This window comes from Pannonibacter phragmitetus DSM 14782, from assembly GCF_000382365.1.
Lineage (GTDB): Bacteria > Pseudomonadota > Alphaproteobacteria > Rhizobiales > Stappiaceae > Pannonibacter > Pannonibacter phragmitetus.
The window spans coordinates 135,747-156,380 of the sequence record NZ_KB908217.1 but is presented as its reverse complement, the minus strand read 5'-3'; the positions used below and the strand labels follow the sequence as shown (position 1 = coordinate 156,380).

Sequence of the window (20,634 nt, the reverse complement as noted above, 5' to 3'; positions counted from 1 at the left end):
TCAAAAAGGGCGGCTGCACCGGATGCAGCCGCCCTTTATGACTTACCAAACAGGTTGAGGCGTCACTCCGCCGCTTTCAGCCCTGCCGGGTCCGCGCGCACCAGCGCGTCATAGTCCAGCATCAGCGACTTGGTGATCTCGCCCACCGTGAAACTGTGGGGCCCGATCTCGGACACTGGCGTCACCTCGGCAGCCGTGCCGGTGAGGAAGCACTGCTCGAAACCGTCCAGCTCCTCCGGCATGATCACCCGCTCGATCACCTCGAAACCGCGCGCCTTGGCAAGGTCGATCACCGTGCGGCGGGTGATGCCATTGAGGAAGCAGTCCGGCTTCGGCGTGTGGATCTTGCCGTCCTTGACGAAGAAGACATTGGCGCCGGTCGCCTCGGCCACCTGTCCGCGCCAGTCCAGCATCAGCGCATCGGCATAGCCCTTGCGCTCGGCTTCATGCTTGGACAGGGTGCAGATCATGTAAAGGCCGGCCGCCTTGGACTTGAACGGCGCCGTGGCCGGGTCCGGGCGGCGGTACTTTGCCATGTCGAGGCGGATGCCCTTCAGCCGCTCTTCCGGCTTGAAGTAGCTCGGCCATTCCCAGGCAGCGATGGCCAGGTGAATGGTGTTATGCTGGGCCGACACGCCCATCATCTCGCTGCCGCGCCAGGCAATCGGGCGCAGGTAGGCATCAACGAGGTTCATCCGCTTCAGCAGTTCTTCCTTGGCGGCATTGATGACCTCGGAAGAGAAGGGAATTTCGAAGCCAAGCACCTCAGCGGAAGCATGCAGGCGCCCGGTGTGCTCGGCGCTCTTGAAGATCCGGCCGTTATAGGCCCGCTCCCCTTCGAATACCGCGCTGGCATAGTGCAGGCCATGCGTCAGCACATGCACCTTGGCATCAGCCCAGGGAATGAACTTCCCGTCGAACCAGATTTCACCATCGCGTTGATCAAAGGGAATACCAGCCATTGTTCTTGTCTCCCGCGCCTTGTCGCCCGGCGCAATCTGCTTCTTGTATCCATTTTTCTGGATGCACACCCAGAACAGCCTTTGGCCTGATACTGGGGTTTTGCATGCACCCGTAACAAACAGTATCCTCATTTGAGGAGACTGCCAGCCCGGATTCTCTTAAGGGAATGAGGGCCATGTACGATCCGGACAAACACCCGGCACGGGGGCGCATGCGACCGAACATTTCGTCAATGTGCCGCTACAGGTAACAATCGATCAGAAATAAGTCAATATGGCTGACATAAATTTCAAGACAGCACCTGCAGCGCCCCAGATGGCCCAAGACAGCCCCCCCGTTTCAGGCAGCGGGACCACCGGGTCCACGCCTTATGACCTGATCGAACTGCTGTTCTTCGCCTACCGGGATTTCACCGCAGACCCCGATCAGCTGCTCTCCGGGCTCGAGTTTGGCCGTGCGCACCACCGGGTGCTGCACTTTGTCGACAGAAATCCGGGCATCCGCGTGTCGGATCTGCTCGCCATCCTGCGCATCACCAAGCAGAGCCTTGGCCGGGTGCTGAAGCAACTGGTGGATGAGGGCTTCATCGACCAGCGCCCCGGAGAAACAGACCGGCGCCAGCGCCTGCTGCACACCACGGACAAGGGCCACAAGCTGTCACGCAAGCTGGATGCCCTGCAGGCAGTGCGCATCAATGCAGCGGTGGATGCCCTGCCCGGACAGGATGCGGCCATCGTGCGCCAATTCCTGTTCCAGATGATTGATCCGGAGCGGCGGCCCGAGGTGGCCCGCATGCTCTCCAACATTCCCCAAAGCGGCAGCAGCGGCCCAGCGCCCGAGCTGGCCGGTACGGAGGCTTGACGCAATGACACGGGTGCCGGACGACAACGCCATCCACATCCTGCTGGTTGACGACGACAGCCGCATCCGCGATCTGCTGGGCAGGGTGCTGCAGGAAAACGGCTACCGGGTGACAACTGCCGCCAATGCCGCCGAGGCCCGGCGCTGCCTGTCTGGCCTCGCCTTTGATCTCCTGATCCTCGACATCATGATGCCGGGCGAGAACGGGCTGGATCTTGCCGCCTCGCTGCGGGCGGACAGCCCTGTGCCCATCCTGATGCTGACGGCCCGCGCCGAGGCGGAAGACCGTATCGCCGGGCTTGAGGCCGGGGTGGATGACTATCTGCCCAAGCCCTTCGACCCGCGTGAACTGATGCTGCGCATCGCCGCCATCCTGCGGCGCGGTGCCACCCGCCGGATAGACCGCCAGCCGGAAATCCGCTTTGGCCCCTTCGTTTTCGTCACGGAGCGGGGCGAGCTGCGCCGGGGCGACAGCCAGATCCGCCTGACCGACCGCGAGCGCCAGATCCTGACCATTTTCGCCGAACAACCCGGCGCCACCGTGCCGCGCCACAAGATCGTCGGTGATGACAGCGGCCTTGGCGAGCGCACGGTGGATGTGCAGATCAACCGGCTGCGCCGCAAGATCGAGGATGATCCGGCAAACCCTGTCTATCTGCAGACGGTGCGCGGCATCGGCTACAGGCTGGCCTGTGACTGAAGCGCGCGCCCGCCTCCGCAGCCTTTTCGCAGGCTTTGGCGCATTTCTGGCCCCGGCTGCGAAACTGGCGGGAAAGCTGCTGCATTCGCTGCTGGTCCCCTTCGCCTTCATCTACGGCCGGGTGGCCGGGCGGATCTACCGACATATGCCCAAGGGGCTTTTCACCCGCGCGCTGCTCATCATCGTCACGCCCATGGTGCTGCTGCAGTCTGTGCTCGCTTTCGTGATCATGGAACAGCACTACCAGCAGGTCACCTTCCGCCTGTCACAGGCGGTGGTGCGCGAAATCGCGGCGCTGGTCTATACGCTGGAGAACTACCCCCAGGACGCCGATTACCGGCTGATCGAGGAAATGGGCAGCCGGACGCTGGACATGTCCGTGTCAATCCTGCCGCCCGAGCCCTTGCCCTCTCCCCGGCCCAGGGCCTTCTTCGATCTGGTCGCAGAAAATCTCAGCCGCGAGATTTCCCAGCGCATTGGCAAGCCCTTCTGGGTGGACACCATCGGCCGGTCCCGCTTCGTCGAGATCCGCATTCAGCTCAAGGACAAGGTGCTGCGCGTGGTGGCCCGCCATAGCCAGACCTATGCCTCCAACTCGCATATCTTTCTGGTCTGGATGGTCGGCAGCTCGCTGGTGCTGATCTCCATTGCCATGCTGTTCCTGCGCAATCAGATCCGGCCCATCGAGCGGCTGGCCAATGCGGCGGAAGGCTTCGGCAAGGGACGGCCGGTGGATGATTTCCGCCCCAGCGGGGCACGCGAGGTGCGCAGGGCCGCACAGGCTTTCATCGAAATGCGCCGGCGCATCGAGCGGCAGATCGACCAGCGCACCACCATGCTGGCCGGTGTCAGCCATGACCTGCGCACAATCCTCACCCGCTTCCGCCTGCAGCTTGCCCTCATCCCCGAAACACCGGAGACCGAAGGCCTCAAGCGTGACGTGGACGAGATGAGCAACATGCTGGAGGACTATCTCGCCTTCACGCGCGGCGACAATGGCGAGGCGGTGGAGACGGCGGACATCACCCTGATGCTGGAGGAACTGGAGGAGGCCGCCGAGATTTCCGGCGCCAGCGTTTCCTCCAGTTTCACCGGCGAGCCGGAAGTGGAAATGCGGCGCAATGCCGTGAAACGCAGCCTCATGAATCTGGTCATGAATGCCGCAAGACACGCCAGCCGCGTCGATATCCAGGGCCGCCATGTGGACGGCTGGCTGACCGTGATCATCGACGACGATGGACCCGGCATTCCGGAGGAAGAGCGGGAAAACGTGTTCCGCCCCTTCTACCGGCTGGACGAAGCCCGCAATCAGGACGCCTCCGGCAGCGGCCTTGGCCTTGCCATCGCCCGCGACATAGCCCGCAGCCATGGCGGCGACATCCAGCTGGAAGAAAGCGCCCTTGGCGGCCTCAGGGCCCGCTTCCGCATTCCGGGGTAAAGCTCAGAACAAACGTCCGCCCAGCGGGGTGTCCTGATCGGGGGTGATGAGGACGACTTCGCCGTCTGCATCCGGCACGCCGAGCGTCAGGACTTCGGAGCGCATCGGGCCGATCTGGCGCGGAGGAAAGTTGACCACTGCCAGCACCCGGCGGCCAACGAGGCCTTCCGGGGTGTAGTGTCTGGTGATCTGGGCGGAGCTTTTCTTGATGCCGATGTCCGGGCCGAAGTCGATCACCAGCTTGATCGCCGGTTTCCGCGCCTCGGGAAAGGGCGCAGCCTCGATGATCTGCCCGACGCGGATATCCACCTTCAGGAAATCGTCAAAACTGATCGGCTGCGCGGAAGCGCTCGGGGTCATGGCAGGTCTCCGGAAAATCCATGCGAAAGGATCTTCACAGTGCCGCGCCCGGCGCAACCGCGCAAGCCCTTGCAGACAGGCAGATAACGGTTAGACCGGCTGAGCCGCAGCCTCTCCGCCAGCCTCAGATGCAACGCTTGGGGCTGCTTCGCTGCGCCGGGACTTGCGGCGGGACATCGCCTTTCCGGCGAGTTTGATCAGGCCGCAGGCCACGGGGCGCGTCACCCGTTCCACCGCTCCCAACCGCCGCAGCCAATCCTCGCCCCGGTCCAGTTCCTTGTCGAGGGCGGCCATGGTGCGCGGCAGGCTTTCGTCTTCCTCCTCAAGGAAGGTTTCGAGCACACGGGCGAAGGAAACCGCGAGCCCCTGCTGCACCAGACGGCCCTTGATGCCGGGAATGGAAACACCGGCAGCCGCCAGCATCCAGCCTTGCGAGCGCACGGCGATACCGTTCAGGCACATGGCCAGCGCCGGATCACGCATGGCATCCTTACGCAGCTGGGTCAGCGCAGATTTGTGGGGGGCCAGCGCATCCAGGCGTGTCATCAGCACATCGAACAGCCGGTCACGCGGCGGCTGGTCAAACATGCTGTCATCGCGGCCATCCAGCACGGCGGCATCCACCTGCCCGGCGAAGGCAGCCAGAAGCTCGCTCTTGCCGGAAACAGCCTGCCGGAGAGCAGAGGGCTTCAGCCCGGCGGCTTCGGCGATATCAGTCAGGGAAATCTCAGCATACGACCGGGTGGCGAGCAGCCCGAGAAAAGCCTCGACAGCCGTCGTCCTGTCATCGGGACGTGGCGCAGCTTTGCGTCCGCTCTTCCCGGTCTTGCCTGCGGTGCCTTCTGCTTCCGGTGCCATGTCCGCCTCCTTCTTGGATGCCTTGGCAGGATGTGTTCCCCTTATAGGTAGGCACATCCTGTCCGCATGGAAGAGGCAAAGGCAAGCAATGCGGCAGCCCCGTCAGGCACCGGCGAGTTCCCGGGCGCGGCGGGCAGCAGCTTCGACCGCAGTGTCCATCAGCGGCTGCAGGCCGTTTTCAGCCATCAGCACGGAAAGAGCCGCCGCCGTCGTGCCATTGGGCGAAGTGACGTTCTGCCGCAGGGTTGCGGGCGTGTCGTCAGACTGATGCATCAGTTCCCCTGCCCCGCTCACCGTTGCTTCGGCAAGCCGTGCAGCGAGATCCGCCGGAAGACCGGCGCGCCGCCCGGCTTCCGCCAGGCACTCTGCCAGCAGGAACACATAGGCAGGGCCCGAGCCGGAGACGGCGGTAACAAGATCGATCTGCCCTTCCGAGGTCAGCCACTCGACGGCACCGATCGCCGACAGAAGCTGCCCGGCGGTCTCGCGCTGTGCTGCCGTGACGCGGGCGTTGGGATAAAGCGCGGTGATGCCCCTTCCCACCATGGCGGGCGTGTTGGGCATGGCGCGAATGACAGCAATATCTCCGAATGCCGCTTCGAAGGTGCGCACCGGCGTGCCGGCGGCAACCGACAGCACCAGCGTATCGTCAGCCACCGCAGGCTTCAGCCCCGGCAGCACATCGCCCATGATCTGCGGCTTAACGGCCAGCAGCACCATACCCGCCTTGACGCCTTCCGGCACCTTCGGCGCATGGACAATGCCGTGGCTGTCCAGCTGGGCCACGAGAGCGGCGGACGGCGCGGGGTCAACGACCAGAAGGCTGGCGGCATCGACGCCGCGGGCCATCCATCCGGCGATCATTGCGCCGCCCATCTTGCCCGCGCCGACAACGGCGAACGGGCGCTCAGCTGAAAAACTCATGCTTCTCCTGCGGTCTCGAACAAGGCGCACTCCAGCGCCTCCTGAGCTGTCTTGCCAGCCCAGACAACAAACTGGAAGGACTGATAATAGCGCTCGCAGGCTTCCAGCGCATTGGCCAGCAGCCCTTCGATCTGCGCACCGGAAGCTTCCGCACCGCCTGCCAGCAGCAGGGACTGGCGGAACATGATGACGTTTTCCTTGCTCCACAGGTCGAAGTGACCCATCCACATCTGCTCGTTGACGAGCGAGAGGAGGCGCATCACCTCGGTCTTGCGCGGCTCGGTTACCTTCAGATCGAAGGCACAGGCCAGGTGCAGGGCCTCCAACTCCTCCATCCAGGAGAAGGAGACGTGATAGTCGCACCAGTATCCGCCGATGGAAATGGTGATCTCGTCATCATCCGAACGCTCGAAAGCCCACTCGTTGAGCGCAGCCACGTGTTCGATCAGATCGACGGGATTGTCGGGGCGTTCAAAGTCGATTTCGATGAGGCTCATGGCGATCCTCCCCGTTTACGGGAGCCGGATAAGGGGCGGATTTCCGCAAATCCAGCGTCTTCCCCTGAACAGAGGCCGCGCCAAACCGCCGGTGGCGGCAGGGTCAAAACAGGACCCATTTCGGGGCGCGTGCGAATCCCTGTTTGGAATCAGTATATAAACTTCCTTCGCAAATGCAGCAGGAAACCGCCCTGAGGTTTTGATCAAATCCTGTGGACGATTGTTTCCTGCGCGCCGGCGCAGGCCGTTTCACGGCATTGTGACGGCGGAAACGCCTCCCGCCGCCGCTGCATTGCAGCCGCAAGGGCTTGATCAGCCCTCGGTCTTGGCCTTACGGGCAGGCTTTGCCTCGGTTTCAGCCAGCTTTGCCTCAAGCGCCGCGATCCGGGCCTCCAGAGCCTCGATCTGGTCCAGCGCACGCACCGCCATGTCGCGGGCGACGTCAAAGTCCTCACGCTTCACCAGATCCATATCGGCCAGGAAACGCTCGGCCTGAGCGCGGAAAGCGGTCTCCACCTCACGGCGGGCTCCCTGCGCCACACCGGCGGCGTCAGTCATGAGCTTGGCGAAATCGTCGAAAATCCTGTTCGGGCCCTGGGTCATGACGCACTCCTGAAGATGGTGACGGCCCACCCTTGCGCTTGCTCTCCGGACCAATCCGGCGAGGCACTGCGGGCCGTGTCACACAGGTATTGACCTTTTGCTCCAAGTTCAAGGCGGCAATGCAGCGACTTGACGCACCGGGGGGAATGCGCAAGGTCTGGTGCCGCTGGCAAATCGCCCCGGATCAACAGCACTGGACCCTGCATGCCCGTTCTCGCTTTGCCCTTCCCCGCCGTTGACCCGGTCATCTTCGAGGTTGGCCCCTTCGCACTGCGCTGGTACGCGCTGTCCTACATCGTGGGCATCCTGCTGGCCTGGCGCTACATGCGCCTTGCTGTGCAGAAGGACAGGCTGTGGCAGGCCGTTCCCCGGCCCGGCCTTGTGGATATTGACGATTTCGTCACCTGGGGCACCGTCGGCATCATCGTGGGCGGGCGCTTGGGCTATGTGCTGGTCTATGACCCGCTGACCTATCTTGCCAATCCGGTGGAGATTTTCGCCGTCTGGAATGGCGGCATGTCCTTCCACGGCGGCTTTGCCGGAACCGTGCTGGCCATGGTGCTGTTTGCCCGTGCCCGCGGCATCCCGCTACTGACGCTGTTTGACCTTGCTGGCATTGCCGCGCCCATCGGGCTTTTCTTCGGGCGGCTCGCCAACTTCATCAATGACGAATTGTGGGGCCGCCCCACGGATGTGCCCTGGGCGGTAGAGTTCCCCTCCGGCGGCTACATCCCGCGCCATCCGAGCCAGCTCTATGAGGCAGCGCTGGAAGGCGTGCTGCTGTTCCTCGTCCTGCGCCTCATGTCGCACCGCTTTGGCCTGCTGCAGAAGCCGGGCTTCCTCGCCGGAGCCTTTGCCGCCGGATATGGAATCACCCGCTCCATCGCCGAAGAGTTCCGCATGCCCGACGCCCAGATCGGCTTCCTGCCCGGCGGCTTCACCATGGGCATGCTGCTGTCCGGCCCGATGATCATCGCCGGCATCGCCCTGATGGTCTGGAGCTGGCGCAGAGCCAGGGCCGCATGAGGAGAGATGCCCTGCCCGCCTCGCCGCTGAAGGAAAAGCTCATCCGCCAGATCGCGGCGGAAGGGCCGATGACGGTGGCAGCCTATATGGCCGCCTGCCTCGCCGATCCGCAGCATGGCTACTATACCACCGCCGCAGAGCCCTTTGGCGCGAAGGGCGACTTCATCACCGCGCCGGAAGTGAGCCAGATGTTCGGCGAGCTCATCGGCGCCTTCGTCCTCTCCGCCTGGGAGGCGATGGGCGCGCCACAGACCGTGCGGCTGGTGGAAACCGGCCCCGGACGCGGCACGCTGATGGCGGATCTGTTGCGCATGGCAAGCCTGCGCCCGGCCTTCCTGCGCGCTGCCAGCCTGCATCTCGTCGAAATCAGTCCCCGGCTGAAGGCGCGGCAGGCAGAAGCGCTCGCCACTGCACCGCTCGCGCCGCAATGGCACTCCAGCCTGCGCGAGGTCCCGGAAGGGCCGGTGATCCTCATCGCCAACGAGTTTTTCGATGCCCTGCCCATCCATCAATACGTGAAGACGCCAGAGGGCTGGCGCGAGCGGATGGTGGGGCTGGATGAAGCCGGAAACCTTGCCTTTGGCACGGGTCCCGGCCGCCTGCCATTGGCCGCCATTCCTGACACCGCTGCAAACGCACCGCTTGGCGCCATCCTCGAAACCTCGCCGCTCTCCGCCGCCGTTGCGCAGGACGCCGCCGCCAGAATCACGGCGCATGGCGGAGCAGCGCTGTTCATCGACTACGGCTACCTGCGCTCTGCGCCCGGCGACACGCTGCAGGCGCTGCGCCGCCATGCCTATCAGGACGTGCTGGCCGAACCCGGCCTTGCCGATCTGACGGCGCATGTGGATTTCGAGGTGCTGGCCGCTGCCGCCCGGCGCAGCGGGGCAACCGTAGCCTCGCCGCTGACACAAGGCGAATTCCTGCTGCGCATGGGGCTGCTTGAGCGGGCCGGGCAACTGGGCGCAGGCAAGGACACCGCCACGCAGGAGCGCATCCGCAGCGAAGTGGAGCGGCTGGCTGGGCCGCAGGAAATGGGCGGCCTTTTCAAGGTGCTGTGCATTGCGCAACCGGGCCTTGTTCCGGCCCCGTTTGACAGTGAGGCTCTTCCGCCGCACGCTGGCGCAAATTCCGGAGAGGCTTGATGATTACCGCTGACCTTCTGACCCTGCCCGGCGTCATCCGCCACGGCTTTTTCACCCGGCAGGGCGGCGTTTCCACCGGCATCTACAGCAGCCTCAACATTGGCCTTGGCTCCGATGACGACAGGGCGCATGTGCTGGAAAACCGCGCCCGCGTTGCCGGCATGCTGGGTGCGGGACCGGAACAGCTCGTCTCGCCCTATCAGGTGCATTCACCCGATGTCATCACCGTCAGCAAGCCATTTGGCGAAGGCGACGACCGGACGGCGGATGCGCTGGTCACGGCCACCCCCGGCCTTGTCATCGGCGTGTCCACCGCCGACTGCGGCCCGGTGCTGTTTGCCGATCCTCAGGCCCGTGTCATCGGCGCGGCTCATGCAGGCTGGCGCGGCGCGCTGACCGGCGTTCTCGACAACACGCTGGCGGCCATGGAAAAGCTCGGCGCAAGGCGGGAGAACATCATCGCCGTGCTCGGCCCCTGCATTTCGGCCGCCGCCTATGAAGTGGGGCCGGAGTTCCGCGAGCGTTTCGAGGCGGAAGCGCCCGGCTGCGGCCGCTTCTTCGGCACGTCGGGGCGCGAAAACCACTTCATGTTCGATCTGCAGGCCTTCATCATCGCCCGCCTGCAGGCGGCAGGCACAGGCCGGGCCGAAAGTCTTGGTCTGTGCACCTATGCCGATGAGGCCCGTTTCTTCTCCTACCGGCGCACCACGCACCGCAAGGAGCCGGACTATGGCCGCCAGATTTCCGCACTCGTGCTGACAGGAGACTGACCCGATGGCGCTGCATTTCACCGATGCGGAATTCGAGAGCCGGTTCGAACGGCTGAAGACGCGAATGGCTGAGGAGAAGCTGGATGCCTTGCTCCTGTTCGCGCAGGAAAGCTCCTACTGGCTGACGGGCTATGACACCTTCGGCTTCTGCTTCTTCCAGTGCCTGGTCGTTACCGCTGACGGACGCAAGGTGCTGCTGACACGCTCGGCCGACGAGCGGCAGGCCAAGCACACGTCCAACATCTCCGACATCCGCATCTGGGTCGACCGGGGCGGCGCCAGCCCGGTGGGGCAGCTGAAGGACATGCTTTTCGACATGGATCTGCTCGGCGCCCGGCTCGGCATCGAATATGACACCCACGGGCTGACCGCAAAGCTCGGCCGCGAGCTGGACGAAGCCCTGCGCAGCTTTGCCGAACTGTCGGATGCCTCGCACATCATCCCGCGCCTCAGGGCGATCAAGAGCGCCGAAGAACTGGTCTATGTGCGGCAGGCCGCAAAACTCGCAGATGCCGCCTACCTGGCCGGCCTCGACGAAATCCGCCCCGGCGCGGATGAGGGGCGCATTCTGGCAGCCATGCATACGGCCATTTTCGAGGGTGGCGGGGATTATCCGGGCAACGAGTTCATCATCGGCTCGGGCCGTGATGCCCTGCTGTGCCGCTACAAGTCAGGCCGCCGCCAGCTTTCGGCGCAGGACCAGATCACGCTGGAACTGGCCGGCACCTACCGGCACTATCACGTGGCGCTGATGCGCACAGTGGCGGTTGGCGCCGCAACTCCCCGCCACATGGTCATGCACGAAGCCTGCTGCGAGGCGCTCGCCGCCGTTGAGAGCAAGCTTCAGACCGGCTGCACCTTTGGCGAGATCTTCGATGCCCATGCCGGCGCCATGGATGCGCGCAACATGCTGCCGCACCGGCTCAATGCCTGCGGCTACTCGCTCGGCGCCCGCTTCACGCCCAGCTGGATGGACTGGCCCATGGCCTACAGCGGCAATGATGCCGTAGTTGAGCCGAACATGGTCATCTTCATGCACATGATTCTGGCCGATTCGGGTACGGAAACGGCCATGTCGCTGGGGCGGACCTATCTCACTGGCGTGGATGGACCTGTTTCTCTTTCGGAACTGCCTCTCGACCTTCCGGTCAAGGCAAGCTAAACCTGTCCACACACAGGATTTCCGGCGCTCAGGCGACTGCGGCCGCCGCCACCAGAAACGGTATTCGGGAACAGATGACGACACTCATGTCCTCCACGGCCAAGAGGCTTTGCGCCGCAACCCTTCTTCTCGCCGTTGCGGCCTGCAACCAGACAGCCCCGACCCCAAGGACTGTCGCGCCGTCCGTTCCGGGCAACCACACGCTGACCCCGGCGCCGAAGGTGCCGGCAGATCAGGCAAGCTTTGCTTTCGAGCCCTTCACCGGCGCTCCGGGAAACACGGCAGACGAACTGGCCCAGGAGATCGGCACACGGGCAAGCATCGAGCGCTTGAAGCTTGTTCGCCGCATCGACGCCAAGCCGACCTACCGTGTGAAGGGCTACCTGACCGCCACCGGCACGCCTGCGGGCGGATCGGTCTTCTTCGTCTTTGACGTTTTCGATGCCAATGGTGTCCGGCTGACCCGAATCTCGGGAACAGAGGCCATCGGCGGCGTGAGCGGCGACCCCTGGATGTCGGTCAGCACCTCCTCGCTCCAGCAGATTGCTTCACGCGCGGTGCTCGAACTCAAGGCCTGGGTGAACACGTATTGAGCCCTCAAGGGATCAATTGCACGCCTAAGTATTTGCCTTAGGTGCACCGCAGCAGAAAAAAGCGCTGCCACAGCCTTTTGTGGTGTTGTCGTATGGCAGCGGGGTTGTTACAACGCCGCCGCCTGAGACAAGCAAAACTCGGGGTGCCGCGCACCGCACTGGTGCGTGACATGGACGCGTAACTGAAGACGTGAGGCAGGGGCCTTCAGGGTCCGGCGTTGCCGCGTCGCACAAAAGGACCAGTCGCCCATGAAAATTGTCGCGGGCAACTCCAATCGCGCGCTTGCCGAAGAAATTTCCAAATATCTGGATGTTCCTCTGGCTGCCTGCCAGGTGCGGCGTTTCGCTGACCAGGAGATTTTCGTCGAGCTTCAGGAAAACGTCCGTGGCGAGGATGTCTTCGTGGTTCAGTCCACAAGCTACCCCGCCAATGACCACCTGATGGAACTGCTGATCATCATCGATGCCCTGCGCCGTTCCTCGGCGCGCCGCATCACCGCGGTGATCCCCTACTTTGGCTACGCCCGTCAGGACCGCCGCGCCTCGGGCCGCACGCCGATCTCCGCCAAGCTGGTGGCCAACCTGATCACCGAAGCTGGCGCCGACCGCATTCTCACCCTCGACCTGCACGCCGGACAGATCCAGGGCTTCTTCGACATTCCCACCGACAACCTGTTTGCAGCGCCGGTCATGACACGCGACATCAAGGAGCGCTACGCCACGGACAACGTGATGGTCGTATCGCCGGACGTCGGCGGCGTGGTGCGCGCCCGTGCGCTGGCCAAGCGCATCGATGCGCCGCTCGCCATCGTCGACAAGCGCCGTGACCGTCCGGGCGAGTCGGAAGTCATGAACATCATCGGCACCGTCGATGGCATGGACTGCATCCTCGTCGATGACATTGTCGACAGCGGCGGCACCCTGTGCAACGCGGCAGAGGCCCTGCTGAACAAGGGCGCCAAGTCGGTGACGGCCTACATCACCCACGGCGTTCTGTCCGGCGGCGCAGTTGCCCGCGTCTCTGCGTCCAAGCTCAAGGAACTGGTGATCACCAACTCCATCGAGCCGACCGCCGCCATCAAGGCTGCCGCCAACATCCGTGCCGTCTCGATTGCCCCGCTGATGGGCGAGGCGATCAACCGCACGGCGCTGGAAGAATCGGTGTCGAGCCTGTTCAACTGACCGGGACAAAAGCTCTGGCCAACGTGAAGAGGCATCCGGAAACGGGTGCCTTTTTTTTTCATTTCCACCCAGACCTGACGGCCAGTAGGCTGTCCGCCAATTCGCCGGAAAGGAACAGCACATGACCCAGCATCTGGAAGCATCCATCCTTGGCGTCTTCACCGGCAAGGCACAGGACCGCTGGGAGGACAAGGCCCCGAGTGCCATTGCCAAGCAGGCCACCCAGGATACCCTCTGGCTGTCGAAGACCGGGCTCTCCGGCGACGAGCAGGCAGACACAGCCGTTCATGGCGGGCTGGAAAAGGCACTGCATCACTATGCTGCCGATCACATGCCCCACTGGACCGCCGCATGGCCGGAGCAGGCGGAGTTCTTCCAGCCCGGCTGCTTTGGCGAGAACATCTCCAGCCACGGACTGACCGAGGCGAACCTCTACCTTGGTGACATCCTGAAGATGGATGGCGCCACGGTGCAGATCTGCCAGGGCCGCCAGCCCTGCTGGAAACTGAACATGCACACCGGCCTGCCCGGCATGGCGCCTGCTTTCCAGAAAACCGGCTTCACAGGCTGGTACTACCGGGTTCTGGAGGAAGGCAGCGTCACGGCGGGTGGCACCATCCGCCTCATCGAACGGCTGCATCCAGACTGGCCGCTCAGCCGGCTGATTGCGGCCCGTTTCAATCCCCGCCTTGATGCGGCAGAGGCCGCAGAACTGGCAGCCATGGAGGTTCTGGCGGAAGGCTGGCGCAATGCCTTTGCCCGCAAGAGTGATCCGGCCTTCGTGGAAAACACCGACCGGCGCCTGAAGGGCTGAAAACGCCCGCAATCCGGGGCGCATTGCTTGCGCTTTCCCAGCCTTTCGGCTATAGACCCGCTCGCGCCCGCACCCCTGGAGGCGGCGCAGGGACCGATTCCGCTGCCCCGGCCACTGGGTTGAGGTTGCGCCGGTCCATTTTTACATCCGAAGGAGTACTGTCATGGCTGCCAGCTACGAGCTGAAGGCATCTGTGCGGAACCGGGTGGGCAAGGGGGCCGCTCGTGCATTGCGTCGCGAAGGTCTCATCCCCGCCGTCATCTATGGTGACAAGAAGGCCGCGCTGCCGATTTCGATTCCGCTCAAGGAAACCACTCTGGCCCTGCACAAGGGCGGCTTCCTGACGCACATCGCCATCATCGATGTGGACGGCGAGAAGCATCAGGTCATCGCCAAGGACTTCCAGCGTCATCCGGTCCGTGACGACCTGACCCACGTTGACTTCCTGCGCGTGTCCGGCAACACCACCCTCGTGGTCAACGTTCCGGTTCACTTCCTGAACCAGGAAACCTGCCCGGGCATCAAGCGCGGCGGTATGCTGAACATCGTCCGTCACACGGTTGAAATGACCGTTCCGGCGAACGCCATTCCGGAGTTCCTCGAGATCGATCTGGCTGAAGCCAAGCTCGGCGAGTCGCTCCACATCTCCGCCGTCAAGGTTCCGGCCAACTGCCATCCGACGATCACCGACCGCGATTTCACCATCGCCACGATCGCCGCTCCCGGTGGTGCGAAGGACGAGGAAGAGGCTTCGGCTGAAGCCTGATTTCAGGTTCGCCGGAATTCTCTGCGAAAGGGGGCGCATCGCGTCCCCTTTTTTGCTTCAAGCCTCCGTCAGGCTGACGCCCTCAAGGCCTGACGCGGCGATGCCTTCACGCGCCAGTTTCGCCAGCCGCAGGAAATGGGCCTGACGCGGCGAACCCTCACGCCAGGCCAGCACGATTAGCCGCTGCATGGGCCAGCCGGACAGTTCCCTCAGCACCACTTGCCTTTCCCGTGCAAATTCGGAAGCCACATAAGCAGCTGGAAACAGCGACAGGCCCATGCCGATGGAGACCATCTGGCGCAGGGCATCAAGGCTGGTCCCCTCATAATCCTCGCTCATCACGGCGCCAGAAGCTGCACACAAGGACTGCACCTGATCATAGAGCCGGTGCCCGCGCCCGAGGGTCAGCATCCGCTCGGCCAGCAGATCCGGCACGGACAGGCTGGTTTTGGCAGCAAGAGGGTGGCGCTGCGGCAGCCCCAGATAAATCTGTTCCACGCACAGATCCTCACTGATGAGACGGCTCTCCCGGACCGGCAGGGGCGTCAGGATGCAGTCGACAGTGCCCTCGCGCACTGCTGTTTCCAGAAGCGATGGCCTCTCCTCCCGGATGTAGAGTTGCAGGCCCGGCACACGCTCCTGCAAGAGCTCGATCACACCGGTCAGAAGATAAGGACCTGCCGTTGGCGCAACACCCAGACGGATCAGCCCACCCAGCCCCTTGTCTGCCGCCTGAGCCTCGCGGACGAATTCATCCAGCGTTTCCAGCACGGTTCTGGCATGGGGCAGCAGCGCATGCCCCGCCGGCGTCGGCTGCACGATGGCCCCGCCCCGGTCGATCAGCACCACACCCAACCGGTCCTCAAGCAGCTTCAGCTGCGCCGACAGGGTGGGTTGGGAGACATGGCATGCCCGCGCGGCGCGGCCGAAGTGGCCATGCTCGGCAACGGCGACAAGATACTCGAGCTGACGGTGCGAAGGACGGTAAGGCATGAGATAGATAATATCTATTGATGCCATACAGTCTATGTATTTTTACAATCGAATGGATCACCCATATCAAGGTGGCTGGGAAATGAAAGGAGGAAGACATGCACCGGAAGCTGGTCGCCTTGCGCGTCCGCCATGCCATTCTTGATGCCAAGATCGAGCGGGAGGCCCGCCGCCCTCACACCGACGCGATCAGGCTTACTGCGCTCAAGAAACTGCGCCTTCGCCTCAAGGAGCAGATCACGCAGGTGGAACGGGAGTTCTTCCACAAGCAAACGCGGGGAACCGGGATGGCAAGCGCATGAGCACCGGTTCGCCAACCTTCTGGTTCGCCATGCGCGGCTTCGGGACAAAGAGCTCAGCGAACCGCCGCAATGAGAGACTGACCGAACTGGACCGCCGCATGTCCGAGTTCCTGACGGAAAAGCAGGGCTCGGGCGGTAGCGAGCTGCTGCCACATGTGGCCGCCGAACAGGCCCGCATCCGCACAGCCCTTACAGAGGAGAAGACCTGACGCGGCAGCGGCCGTGCTTCCCCCGGGCACGGACTGAAACCACAGCGGCATACGAACGCAGCAGTCCGATGGGCCGTCTCGACAGGGGCGGCCCATTGCTGTAAGCGGACGAAGACACCGCGCGGCCCAAAGGCCAGCGCCGATTTCCCGTTCGCGCAGCTACGGACATGCCATGCAGATCATCGCAGGCCTCGGCAACCCGGGCGGACAATATGCCCGCAACCGGCACAACATCGGCTTCATGGCAGTGGACGAGATCCATCGCCGCTACTCCGGCTTCTCCCCCTGGCGCGCCCGCTTTCAGGGCGAAGTGAGCGAAGGCAGCATCGGCGGCGAAAAGGTCATGCTGCTGAAGCCCATGACCTACATGAACGAGTCCGGCCGCTCCGTCGGCGAGGCCATGCGCTTCTACAAGCTCGAACCGGCGGATATTCTCGTCATCTATGACGAGCTGGATCTGCCGCCCGCCAAATTCCGCATGAAAACCGGCGGCGGCCATGGCGGCCACAACGGCTTGCGCTCCATCACCGCCCATATCGGCGACGCCTACCGGCGCCTCAGGCTCGGCATCGGTCACCCGGGCGACAAGAAGCTGGTCTCCAACTATGTGCTGGGCGACTTTGCCAAGGTGGATGGCGAGTGGCTGGAGCTGCTGTTCGGCGGCATTGCCGATCATGCCGAACTGCTGGCAAAGCGTCAGGACAGCACCTTCGCCAACAGGCTGACCCTGCAGCTGGAGCCGGAAAAGGCGCAGCGCCCGGAAAAGCGCAAGGCCGCCGAAGCCGGAGAGGACACCGCAGCCACCCGGCCCGCACCGCGCCCAGCCGCCAAGGGGCAGAGCCACATCCGCCAGGCCCGCCAGCCGAAAGCCCCTGCCCTGCCCGCCTCCGGCCCCATGGCCGAGATGCTGAAGAAGCTGCTGGGCAAGAGTGGCAGGCAGGACTGACCCGTCTTTTCCTCGCAATGCTTGACCTTGCCCGCCCCCTCGGGCAAGAAGCGGCTCAAATCTTCGATCAAACCGAAAGCGATCTCCCATGGGTTTCCAGTGCGGCATCGTCGGCCTGCCCAACGTCGGCAAGTCCACGCTCTTCAATGCGCTCACACGCACGGCTGCGGCTCAGGCCGCCAACTATCCGTTCTGCACCATTGAGCCGAACACCGGCGAAGTGGCGGTGCCGGACCCGCGCATGAGCGCGATTGCCAAGGTTGCCGGCAGCAAGGAGATCATCCCGACCCGCATCACCTTCGTGGACATCGCCGGCCTGGTGCGCGGCGCTTCCAAGGGCGAAGGCCTTGGCAACCAGTTCCTCGCCAACATCCGCGAGGTGGATGCCATCGTCCACGTGCTGCGCTGCTTCGTTGATGACGACATCACCCACGTGGAAGGCAAGATCGACCCGATCTCCGACGCCGAGACCGTCGAGACCGAGCTGATGGTCTCCGACATGGAAAGCCTTGAGCGCCGCCTTGCCCCGATGAAGAAGAAGGCGCAGGTTGGCGACAAGGAAGCCAAGGCCATCGCCCCGATCATGGAAGCTGCCCTCGCCCTGCTGCAGGACGGCAAGCCGGTGCGCACGCTGAAGCTCGCCGATGCCGAGGAAGAAAAGATCCTGCAAGGCCTCAACCTGCTGACCTCCAAGCCCGTTCTCTATGTTTGCAACGTGGAAGAAGGCTCGGCCGGCACCGGCAACGAGCTGTCGGCCAAGGTTGCCGAAATGGCAAAGGCGCAGGGCGCAGGTTCCGTGGTCATTTCCGCGGCCATCGAGGCGGAAATCTCCCAGCTCGACAATGAAGAGCAAAAGGAATTCCTCGACACGCTCGGCCTTGAAGAGCCGGGCCTCGACCGCCTGATCCGCGCCGGTTACGACCTCCTGGGCCTCATCACCTATTTCACCGCAGGCCCGAAGGAAACCCGCGCCTGGACCATCACCCGCGGCACCAAGGCACCGCAGGCGGCCGGCGTCATCCACTCGGACTTTGAACGCGGCTTCATCCGCGCCCAGACCATCGCCTTTGACGACTATGTCACCCTCGGCGGCGAAGTGGGTGCCAAGGAAGCCGGCAAGGCGCGTGACGAAGGCAAGGAATACATCGTCAAGGACGGCGATGTGATGCTGTTCAAGTTCAACACCTGAGATCCAGGACAGAGAAGCCGGGCGGGCGGTCTGGCACCAACTCCTCTCCCCCCTTGAGGGGGAGATGTCTGCGTCAGCAGACAGAGGGGGGTGGCGGCGCTTCGACATAACACCACCTCACGTATGAACGGACAGTCTGTCACCCCCCTCTGCCCCCTGCCGGGGGCATCTCCCCCTCAAGGGGGGAGAGGGGCGCAGGGGCCGGACGCAAGGCGGTGAACCCACCTCTTGCCCGGCACGTCTGAATGTCACCTACTCCCCATCCGGAGCACACCATGGCCAGCTTTGTGATTGACGTTCCGAAGATCCCCGCCCTGCCGGTGGCAGGCATTGATGCGCTGTTTCCGGTACGGCGGGTCTACTGCATCGGCCGCAACTATGCGGCCCATGCGGTAGAGATGGGGCACGATCCCAGCAAGGAGCCGCCGTTCTTCTTCCAGAAGAACCCGGACAATCTCGACGCCTCCTGCACCTTCCCCTATCCGGGCAAGACGCAGGATGTGCATCACGAGGTGGAACTGGCGGTGGTGCTGAAGTCCGGCGGCAGCGGCATTGCGGTGGCAGACGCCCTCTCCCACGTCTATGGCTATGCGGTGGCCCTCGACATGACACGCCGCGACCTGCAGGCCGCCGCCAAGGACATGGGCCGCCCCTGGGACACGGCCAAGGCCTTTGAGCATTCTGCGCCCATCGGTCCGGTGGTCCCGGCAAGCGTCTGCGGCCACCCGCAGGCTGGTGCCATCACGCTCTCCGTCAATGGCACCCTGCGCCAGAGCGGCGATCTCAACCAGATGATCTGGAAGATCCCGGAAATGATCGCCTATCTGTCGGACTATTTCACGCTGGCCGCCGGTGACGTGATCCTGACCGGCACGCCCTCGGGCGTCGGTCCGGTTGTGCGCGGCGACAGGCTGGAGGCCAGCGTCGAGGGCTTTGCACCGCTGACTGCCGACGTCGTGTGATCAACCTGCGGGCCCGTCACAGCATCTGGCGAATGACACCGTACCAGCCAAGGCCGGCATAGGTCTCATAGCCCGGCGTCCTGTGAAAGGCGACGGTGGCGCCGTCCCGGTCCACATAGAAGCCATGCTCCTGGCCGCCGGTCTGGAGCTGAAACTGCTCGCTCAGCACGCCCTTGCCATCCGATGAGGCCAGCACACGGCCATTGCCGCTGACCAGCATCACGCGCGAGCGCTCCCGTTCCTGCGGTGTCAGGCGCACGCCATCGACAATCGCCTTCGCCTGCGGCTCCCAGTCGAAGTGGACAGCGAGCATACCGATCGGACGGCCATTGCTGCGCCCCCCCTCCCGCACGCTGGCAAGATAGGTCGCCACCTGCCCATTGCCGAGCAGCGGCTCCCGGGAGATTTCGTCGGCCACATAGTCGTCGCCGGAGCGCAGGGACCGGCCACGGCCGAACCAGCTGCGGGAGGACACATCCGCGCCGCCAACCTTGAAGCGGTCCGGGCGGCCATTGGCGATCACCCGGCCGTTGAGATCACACAGCCACAGATCCGTATAGACCGTATAGGCCCCGAGAATGACGCCCAGCCGCTCGCTGGCATAGGCAACCGCCTCCGGCGTGGAGTTCTCTGCGCAGCCGGCCACGGCCGAATCCGTCGCCCACCAGCGCACGTCACAAGTGCGCTCATAGAGGTTGCGGTCGATCAGTTCGATGGCGTTGAGCGCCAGATCCGTCAGGCGCGAGCCCTGCGCCTGCAGCGCCATCTGGCGCGTCAGCGTTTCCAGCGCCTCGATTTCGCCCGCAAGTTCCTTGGCCAGCGCGCCGGAAATGCCCTCGACGGCGGTGGAAATCTCGCGCACCTCCTGCGCCACCACCAGAAAGCCGCGGCCCTGATCGCCCGCGCGGGCGCTCTCGATCATGGCATTGAGCGCCAGCATCCGCAGCCGCCCCGTTACGTCCCGGATCTGACCGACCTTCGTTGTGGTCAGCTCCCGCACCTCTGAGGTCCGCTCCACGATGTCGGACAGCGCCGGGGCACGCTCCGTATCGGCCATCAACTGATCCATATAAATATCTACCTGCAGCGCAGCCCCAGAGAGCCTGAAATCAGGAATATATTACTGTCAAAAATCACTAACAAATCGAAAACCGGGAGCACTGCCAGAATAATTTCATGAATGGAAGCGGGCACTTGCACCGGTTTGCCCAACGTCAAGCCAAAAGCAAAACAAATAGGCAGATCTGGATGCGGTGTTTTTTCCTGCGGCCAGCAAGACAGGTTGCACGGATACTTCTGTTCAAAAAACAGGCAGCGACCGGGTGCATGTTCAACGTCAACGCCGAATTGGCTGGCCGAGGCGGGATATCG

The 20,634-nt window shown here is 63.8% G+C and carries 24 protein-coding genes; 16 read left to right on the top strand and 8 right to left on the bottom strand.

All coding sequences use genetic code 11. The features are described from left to right. Nucleotides 1-62: 62 nt before the first annotated feature. Nucleotides 63-962, bottom strand: a complete 900-nt coding sequence (locus H163_RS0107570; protein WP_026355573.1) for a branched-chain amino acid aminotransferase — start codon at nucleotides 960-962, stop codon at nucleotides 63-65. A gap of 316 nt (nucleotides 963-1,278) precedes the next feature. Here H163_RS0107570 and H163_RS0107565 point away from each other — a divergent pair, with 316 nt between their 5' ends. The 3 genes from H163_RS0107565 (at nucleotide 1,279) to H163_RS0107555 (ending at nucleotide 3,962) form a co-directional block, all read left to right on the top strand. After that, the gene (locus H163_RS0107565; protein WP_019963960.1) at nucleotides 1,279-1,824 is read left to right on the top strand and encodes a MarR family winged helix-turn-helix transcriptional regulator; all 546 of its coding nucleotides are present in this window, start codon (nucleotides 1,279-1,281) and stop codon (nucleotides 1,822-1,824) included. Nucleotides 1,825-1,828: 4 nt separating this feature from the next. After that, complete coding sequence (locus H163_RS0107560; RefSeq protein WP_019963959.1) at nucleotides 1,829-2,524, top strand: response regulator; 696 nt, start codon at nucleotides 1,829-1,831, stop codon at nucleotides 2,522-2,524. Between the two features lie 145 nt (nucleotides 2,525-2,669). After that, nucleotides 2,670-3,962: an ATP-binding protein gene (locus H163_RS0107555; RefSeq protein ID WP_081625986.1), complete on the top strand. Its 1,293-nt coding sequence runs from the start codon at nucleotides 2,670-2,672 to the stop codon at nucleotides 3,960-3,962. 3 nt (nucleotides 3,963-3,965) lie between these two features. Here H163_RS0107555 and H163_RS0107550 read toward each other — a convergent pair whose 3' ends face one another. The 5 genes from H163_RS0107550 to H163_RS0107530 form a co-directional block, all read right to left on the bottom strand. Next, nucleotides 3,966-4,322 (bottom strand): tRNA-binding protein, encoded by a 357-nt coding sequence (locus H163_RS0107550; RefSeq protein WP_019963957.1) that lies wholly within the window; start codon nucleotides 4,320-4,322, stop codon nucleotides 3,966-3,968. A 90-nt stretch (nucleotides 4,323-4,412) separates the two neighbouring features. After that, nucleotides 4,413-5,180 (bottom strand): hypothetical protein, encoded by a 768-nt coding sequence (locus tag H163_RS22405; protein WP_019963956.1) that lies wholly within the window; start codon nucleotides 5,178-5,180, stop codon nucleotides 4,413-4,415. Between the two features lie 102 nt (nucleotides 5,181-5,282). Continuing rightward, nucleotides 5,283-6,104 carry a pyrroline-5-carboxylate reductase gene (gene proC / locus H163_RS0107540; RefSeq protein WP_019963955.1) on the bottom strand — a complete coding sequence of 274 codons (822 nt, stop codon included), beginning with the start codon at nucleotides 6,102-6,104 and terminating at the stop codon, nucleotides 5,283-5,285. Continuing rightward, on the bottom strand, nucleotides 6,101-6,601 hold the full coding sequence (locus tag H163_RS0107535; RefSeq protein WP_019963954.1) for a type III secretion system chaperone family protein: 501 nt from the start codon (nucleotides 6,599-6,601) through the stop codon (nucleotides 6,101-6,103). Before H163_RS0107535 ends, proC begins: the two co-directional genes overlap by 4 nt. Nucleotides 6,602-6,913: 312 nt before the next feature. Further along, a complete protein-coding gene (locus tag H163_RS0107530) occupies nucleotides 6,914-7,204 on the bottom strand; it encodes an accessory factor UbiK family protein (RefSeq protein ID WP_019963953.1) in 291 nt (96 codons plus the stop codon). A gap of 204 nt (nucleotides 7,205-7,408) precedes the next feature. Between H163_RS0107530 and lgt the strand changes: the two genes are divergently transcribed. From lgt to H163_RS0107490, 8 genes are all read left to right on the top strand, one after another. Then, nucleotides 7,409-8,230, top strand: coding sequence for a prolipoprotein diacylglyceryl transferase (lgt, locus tag H163_RS0107525; protein ID WP_019963952.1), 822 nt, complete (start codon nucleotides 7,409-7,411; stop codon nucleotides 8,228-8,230). Then, nucleotides 8,227-9,375: a class I SAM-dependent methyltransferase gene (locus H163_RS0107520; RefSeq protein WP_019963951.1), complete on the top strand. Its 1,149-nt coding sequence runs from the start codon at nucleotides 8,227-8,229 to the stop codon at nucleotides 9,373-9,375. Before lgt ends, H163_RS0107520 begins: the two co-directional genes overlap by 4 nt. Then, nucleotides 9,372-10,145, top strand: a complete 774-nt coding sequence (gene pgeF, locus H163_RS0107515; protein WP_425298537.1) for a peptidoglycan editing factor PgeF — start codon at nucleotides 9,372-9,374, stop codon at nucleotides 10,143-10,145. Before H163_RS0107520 ends, pgeF begins: the two co-directional genes overlap by 4 nt. 4 nt (nucleotides 10,146-10,149) lie before the next feature. Further along, nucleotides 10,150-11,307, top strand: coding sequence for a M24 family metallopeptidase (locus H163_RS0107510; RefSeq protein WP_019963949.1), 1,158 nt, complete (start codon nucleotides 10,150-10,152; stop codon nucleotides 11,305-11,307). A 74-nt stretch (nucleotides 11,308-11,381) separates the two neighbouring features. After that, nucleotides 11,382-11,900, top strand: coding sequence for a hypothetical protein (locus H163_RS0107505; protein ID WP_040678249.1), 519 nt, complete (start codon nucleotides 11,382-11,384; stop codon nucleotides 11,898-11,900). A 249-nt stretch (nucleotides 11,901-12,149) separates the two neighbouring features. Then, nucleotides 12,150-13,082 (top strand): ribose-phosphate pyrophosphokinase, encoded by a 933-nt coding sequence (locus H163_RS0107500; RefSeq protein ID WP_019963947.1) that lies wholly within the window; start codon nucleotides 12,150-12,152, stop codon nucleotides 13,080-13,082. Nucleotides 13,083-13,203: 121 nt separating this feature from the next. Further along, a complete protein-coding gene (locus tag H163_RS0107495; RefSeq protein WP_019963946.1) occupies nucleotides 13,204-13,896 on the top strand; it encodes an MOSC domain-containing protein in 693 nt (230 codons plus the stop codon). A gap of 163 nt (nucleotides 13,897-14,059) precedes the next feature. Then, on the top strand, nucleotides 14,060-14,662 hold the full coding sequence (locus tag H163_RS0107490) for a 50S ribosomal protein L25/general stress protein Ctc (protein WP_019963945.1): 603 nt from the start codon (nucleotides 14,060-14,062) through the stop codon (nucleotides 14,660-14,662). Nucleotides 14,663-14,719: 57 nt separating this feature from the next. On the opposite strand, the gene H163_RS0107485 is transcribed toward H163_RS0107490, so the two are convergent. Further along, complete coding sequence (locus H163_RS0107485) at nucleotides 14,720-15,655, bottom strand: LysR substrate-binding domain-containing protein (RefSeq protein ID WP_019963944.1); 936 nt, start codon at nucleotides 15,653-15,655, stop codon at nucleotides 14,720-14,722. 98 nt (nucleotides 15,656-15,753) lie between these two features. On the opposite strand from H163_RS0107485, the gene H163_RS22400 reads away from it, so the two are divergent. From H163_RS22400 to H163_RS0107460, 5 genes are all read left to right on the top strand, one after another. Next, on the top strand, nucleotides 15,754-15,957 hold the full coding sequence (locus H163_RS22400; RefSeq protein WP_019963943.1) for a YdcH family protein: 204 nt from the start codon (nucleotides 15,754-15,756) through the stop codon (nucleotides 15,955-15,957). After that, the gene (locus H163_RS0107475; RefSeq protein WP_019963942.1) at nucleotides 15,954-16,166 is read left to right on the top strand and encodes a hypothetical protein; all 213 of its coding nucleotides are present in this window, start codon (nucleotides 15,954-15,956) and stop codon (nucleotides 16,164-16,166) included. The genes H163_RS22400 and H163_RS0107475 overlap by 4 nt, the downstream gene beginning before the upstream one ends. A gap of 172 nt (nucleotides 16,167-16,338) precedes the next feature. Further along, the gene (gene pth / locus H163_RS0107470; RefSeq protein ID WP_019963941.1) at nucleotides 16,339-17,112 is read left to right on the top strand and encodes an aminoacyl-tRNA hydrolase; all 774 of its coding nucleotides are present in this window, start codon (nucleotides 16,339-16,341) and stop codon (nucleotides 17,110-17,112) included. A gap of 88 nt (nucleotides 17,113-17,200) precedes the next feature. After that, the gene (gene ychF / locus H163_RS0107465) at nucleotides 17,201-18,301 is read left to right on the top strand and encodes a redox-regulated ATPase YchF (RefSeq protein ID WP_019963940.1); all 1,101 of its coding nucleotides are present in this window, start codon (nucleotides 17,201-17,203) and stop codon (nucleotides 18,299-18,301) included. A 275-nt stretch (nucleotides 18,302-18,576) separates the two neighbouring features. Continuing rightward, nucleotides 18,577-19,263, top strand: coding sequence for a fumarylacetoacetate hydrolase family protein (locus H163_RS0107460; RefSeq protein ID WP_019963939.1), 687 nt, complete (start codon nucleotides 18,577-18,579; stop codon nucleotides 19,261-19,263). Between the two features lie 16 nt (nucleotides 19,264-19,279). Here the strand turns inward: H163_RS0107460 and H163_RS0107455 are convergent, their stop codons facing one another. Beyond that, nucleotides 19,280-20,320 (bottom strand): methyl-accepting chemotaxis protein, encoded by a 1,041-nt coding sequence (locus H163_RS0107455; RefSeq protein ID WP_026355570.1) that lies wholly within the window; start codon nucleotides 20,318-20,320, stop codon nucleotides 19,280-19,282. Nucleotides 20,321-20,634 lie beyond the last annotated feature (314 nt).

Coding starts and splice junctions, on each gene's coding strand:
- H163_RS0107570 (WP_026355573.1), bottom strand. CDS start 962: ATGGCTGGTATTCCCTTTGATCAACGCGATGGTGAAATCTGGTTCGAC.
- H163_RS0107565 (WP_019963960.1), top strand. CDS start 1,279: ATGGCCCAAGACAGCCCCCCCGTTTCAGGCAGCGGGACCACCGGGTCC.
- H163_RS0107560 (WP_019963959.1), top strand. CDS start 1,829: ATGACACGGGTGCCGGACGACAACGCCATCCACATCCTGCTGGTTGAC.
- H163_RS0107555 (WP_081625986.1), top strand. CDS start 2,670: ATGCCCAAGGGGCTTTTCACCCGCGCGCTGCTCATCATCGTCACGCCC.
- H163_RS0107550 (WP_019963957.1), bottom strand. CDS start 4,322: ATGACCCCGAGCGCTTCCGCGCAGCCGATCAGTTTTGACGATTTCCTG.
- H163_RS22405 (WP_019963956.1), bottom strand. CDS start 5,180: ATGGCACCGGAAGCAGAAGGCACCGCAGGCAAGACCGGGAAGAGCGGA.
- proC (WP_019963955.1), bottom strand. CDS start 6,104: ATGAGTTTTTCAGCTGAGCGCCCGTTCGCCGTTGTCGGCGCGGGCAAG.
- H163_RS0107535 (WP_019963954.1), bottom strand. CDS start 6,601: ATGAGCCTCATCGAAATCGACTTTGAACGCCCCGACAATCCCGTCGAT.
- H163_RS0107530 (WP_019963953.1), bottom strand. CDS start 7,204: ATGACCCAGGGCCCGAACAGGATTTTCGACGATTTCGCCAAGCTCATG.
- lgt (WP_019963952.1), top strand. CDS start 7,409: ATGCCCGTTCTCGCTTTGCCCTTCCCCGCCGTTGACCCGGTCATCTTC.
- H163_RS0107520 (WP_019963951.1), top strand. CDS start 8,227: ATGAGGAGAGATGCCCTGCCCGCCTCGCCGCTGAAGGAAAAGCTCATC.
- H163_RS0107510 (WP_019963949.1), top strand. CDS start 10,150: ATGGCGCTGCATTTCACCGATGCGGAATTCGAGAGCCGGTTCGAACGG.
- H163_RS0107505 (WP_040678249.1), top strand. CDS start 11,382: ATGACGACACTCATGTCCTCCACGGCCAAGAGGCTTTGCGCCGCAACC.
- H163_RS0107500 (WP_019963947.1), top strand. CDS start 12,150: ATGAAAATTGTCGCGGGCAACTCCAATCGCGCGCTTGCCGAAGAAATT.
- H163_RS0107495 (WP_019963946.1), top strand. CDS start 13,204: ATGACCCAGCATCTGGAAGCATCCATCCTTGGCGTCTTCACCGGCAAG.
- H163_RS0107490 (WP_019963945.1), top strand. CDS start 14,060: ATGGCTGCCAGCTACGAGCTGAAGGCATCTGTGCGGAACCGGGTGGGC.
- H163_RS0107485 (WP_019963944.1), bottom strand. CDS start 15,655: ATGCCTTACCGTCCTTCGCACCGTCAGCTCGAGTATCTTGTCGCCGTT.
- H163_RS22400 (WP_019963943.1), top strand. CDS start 15,754: ATGCACCGGAAGCTGGTCGCCTTGCGCGTCCGCCATGCCATTCTTGAT.
- H163_RS0107475 (WP_019963942.1), top strand. CDS start 15,954: ATGAGCACCGGTTCGCCAACCTTCTGGTTCGCCATGCGCGGCTTCGGG.
- pth (WP_019963941.1), top strand. CDS start 16,339: ATGCAGATCATCGCAGGCCTCGGCAACCCGGGCGGACAATATGCCCGC.
- ychF (WP_019963940.1), top strand. CDS start 17,201: ATGGGTTTCCAGTGCGGCATCGTCGGCCTGCCCAACGTCGGCAAGTCC.
- H163_RS0107460 (WP_019963939.1), top strand. CDS start 18,577: ATGGCCAGCTTTGTGATTGACGTTCCGAAGATCCCCGCCCTGCCGGTG.
- H163_RS0107455 (WP_026355570.1), bottom strand. CDS start 20,320: ATGGCCGATACGGAGCGTGCCCCGGCGCTGTCCGACATCGTGGAGCGG.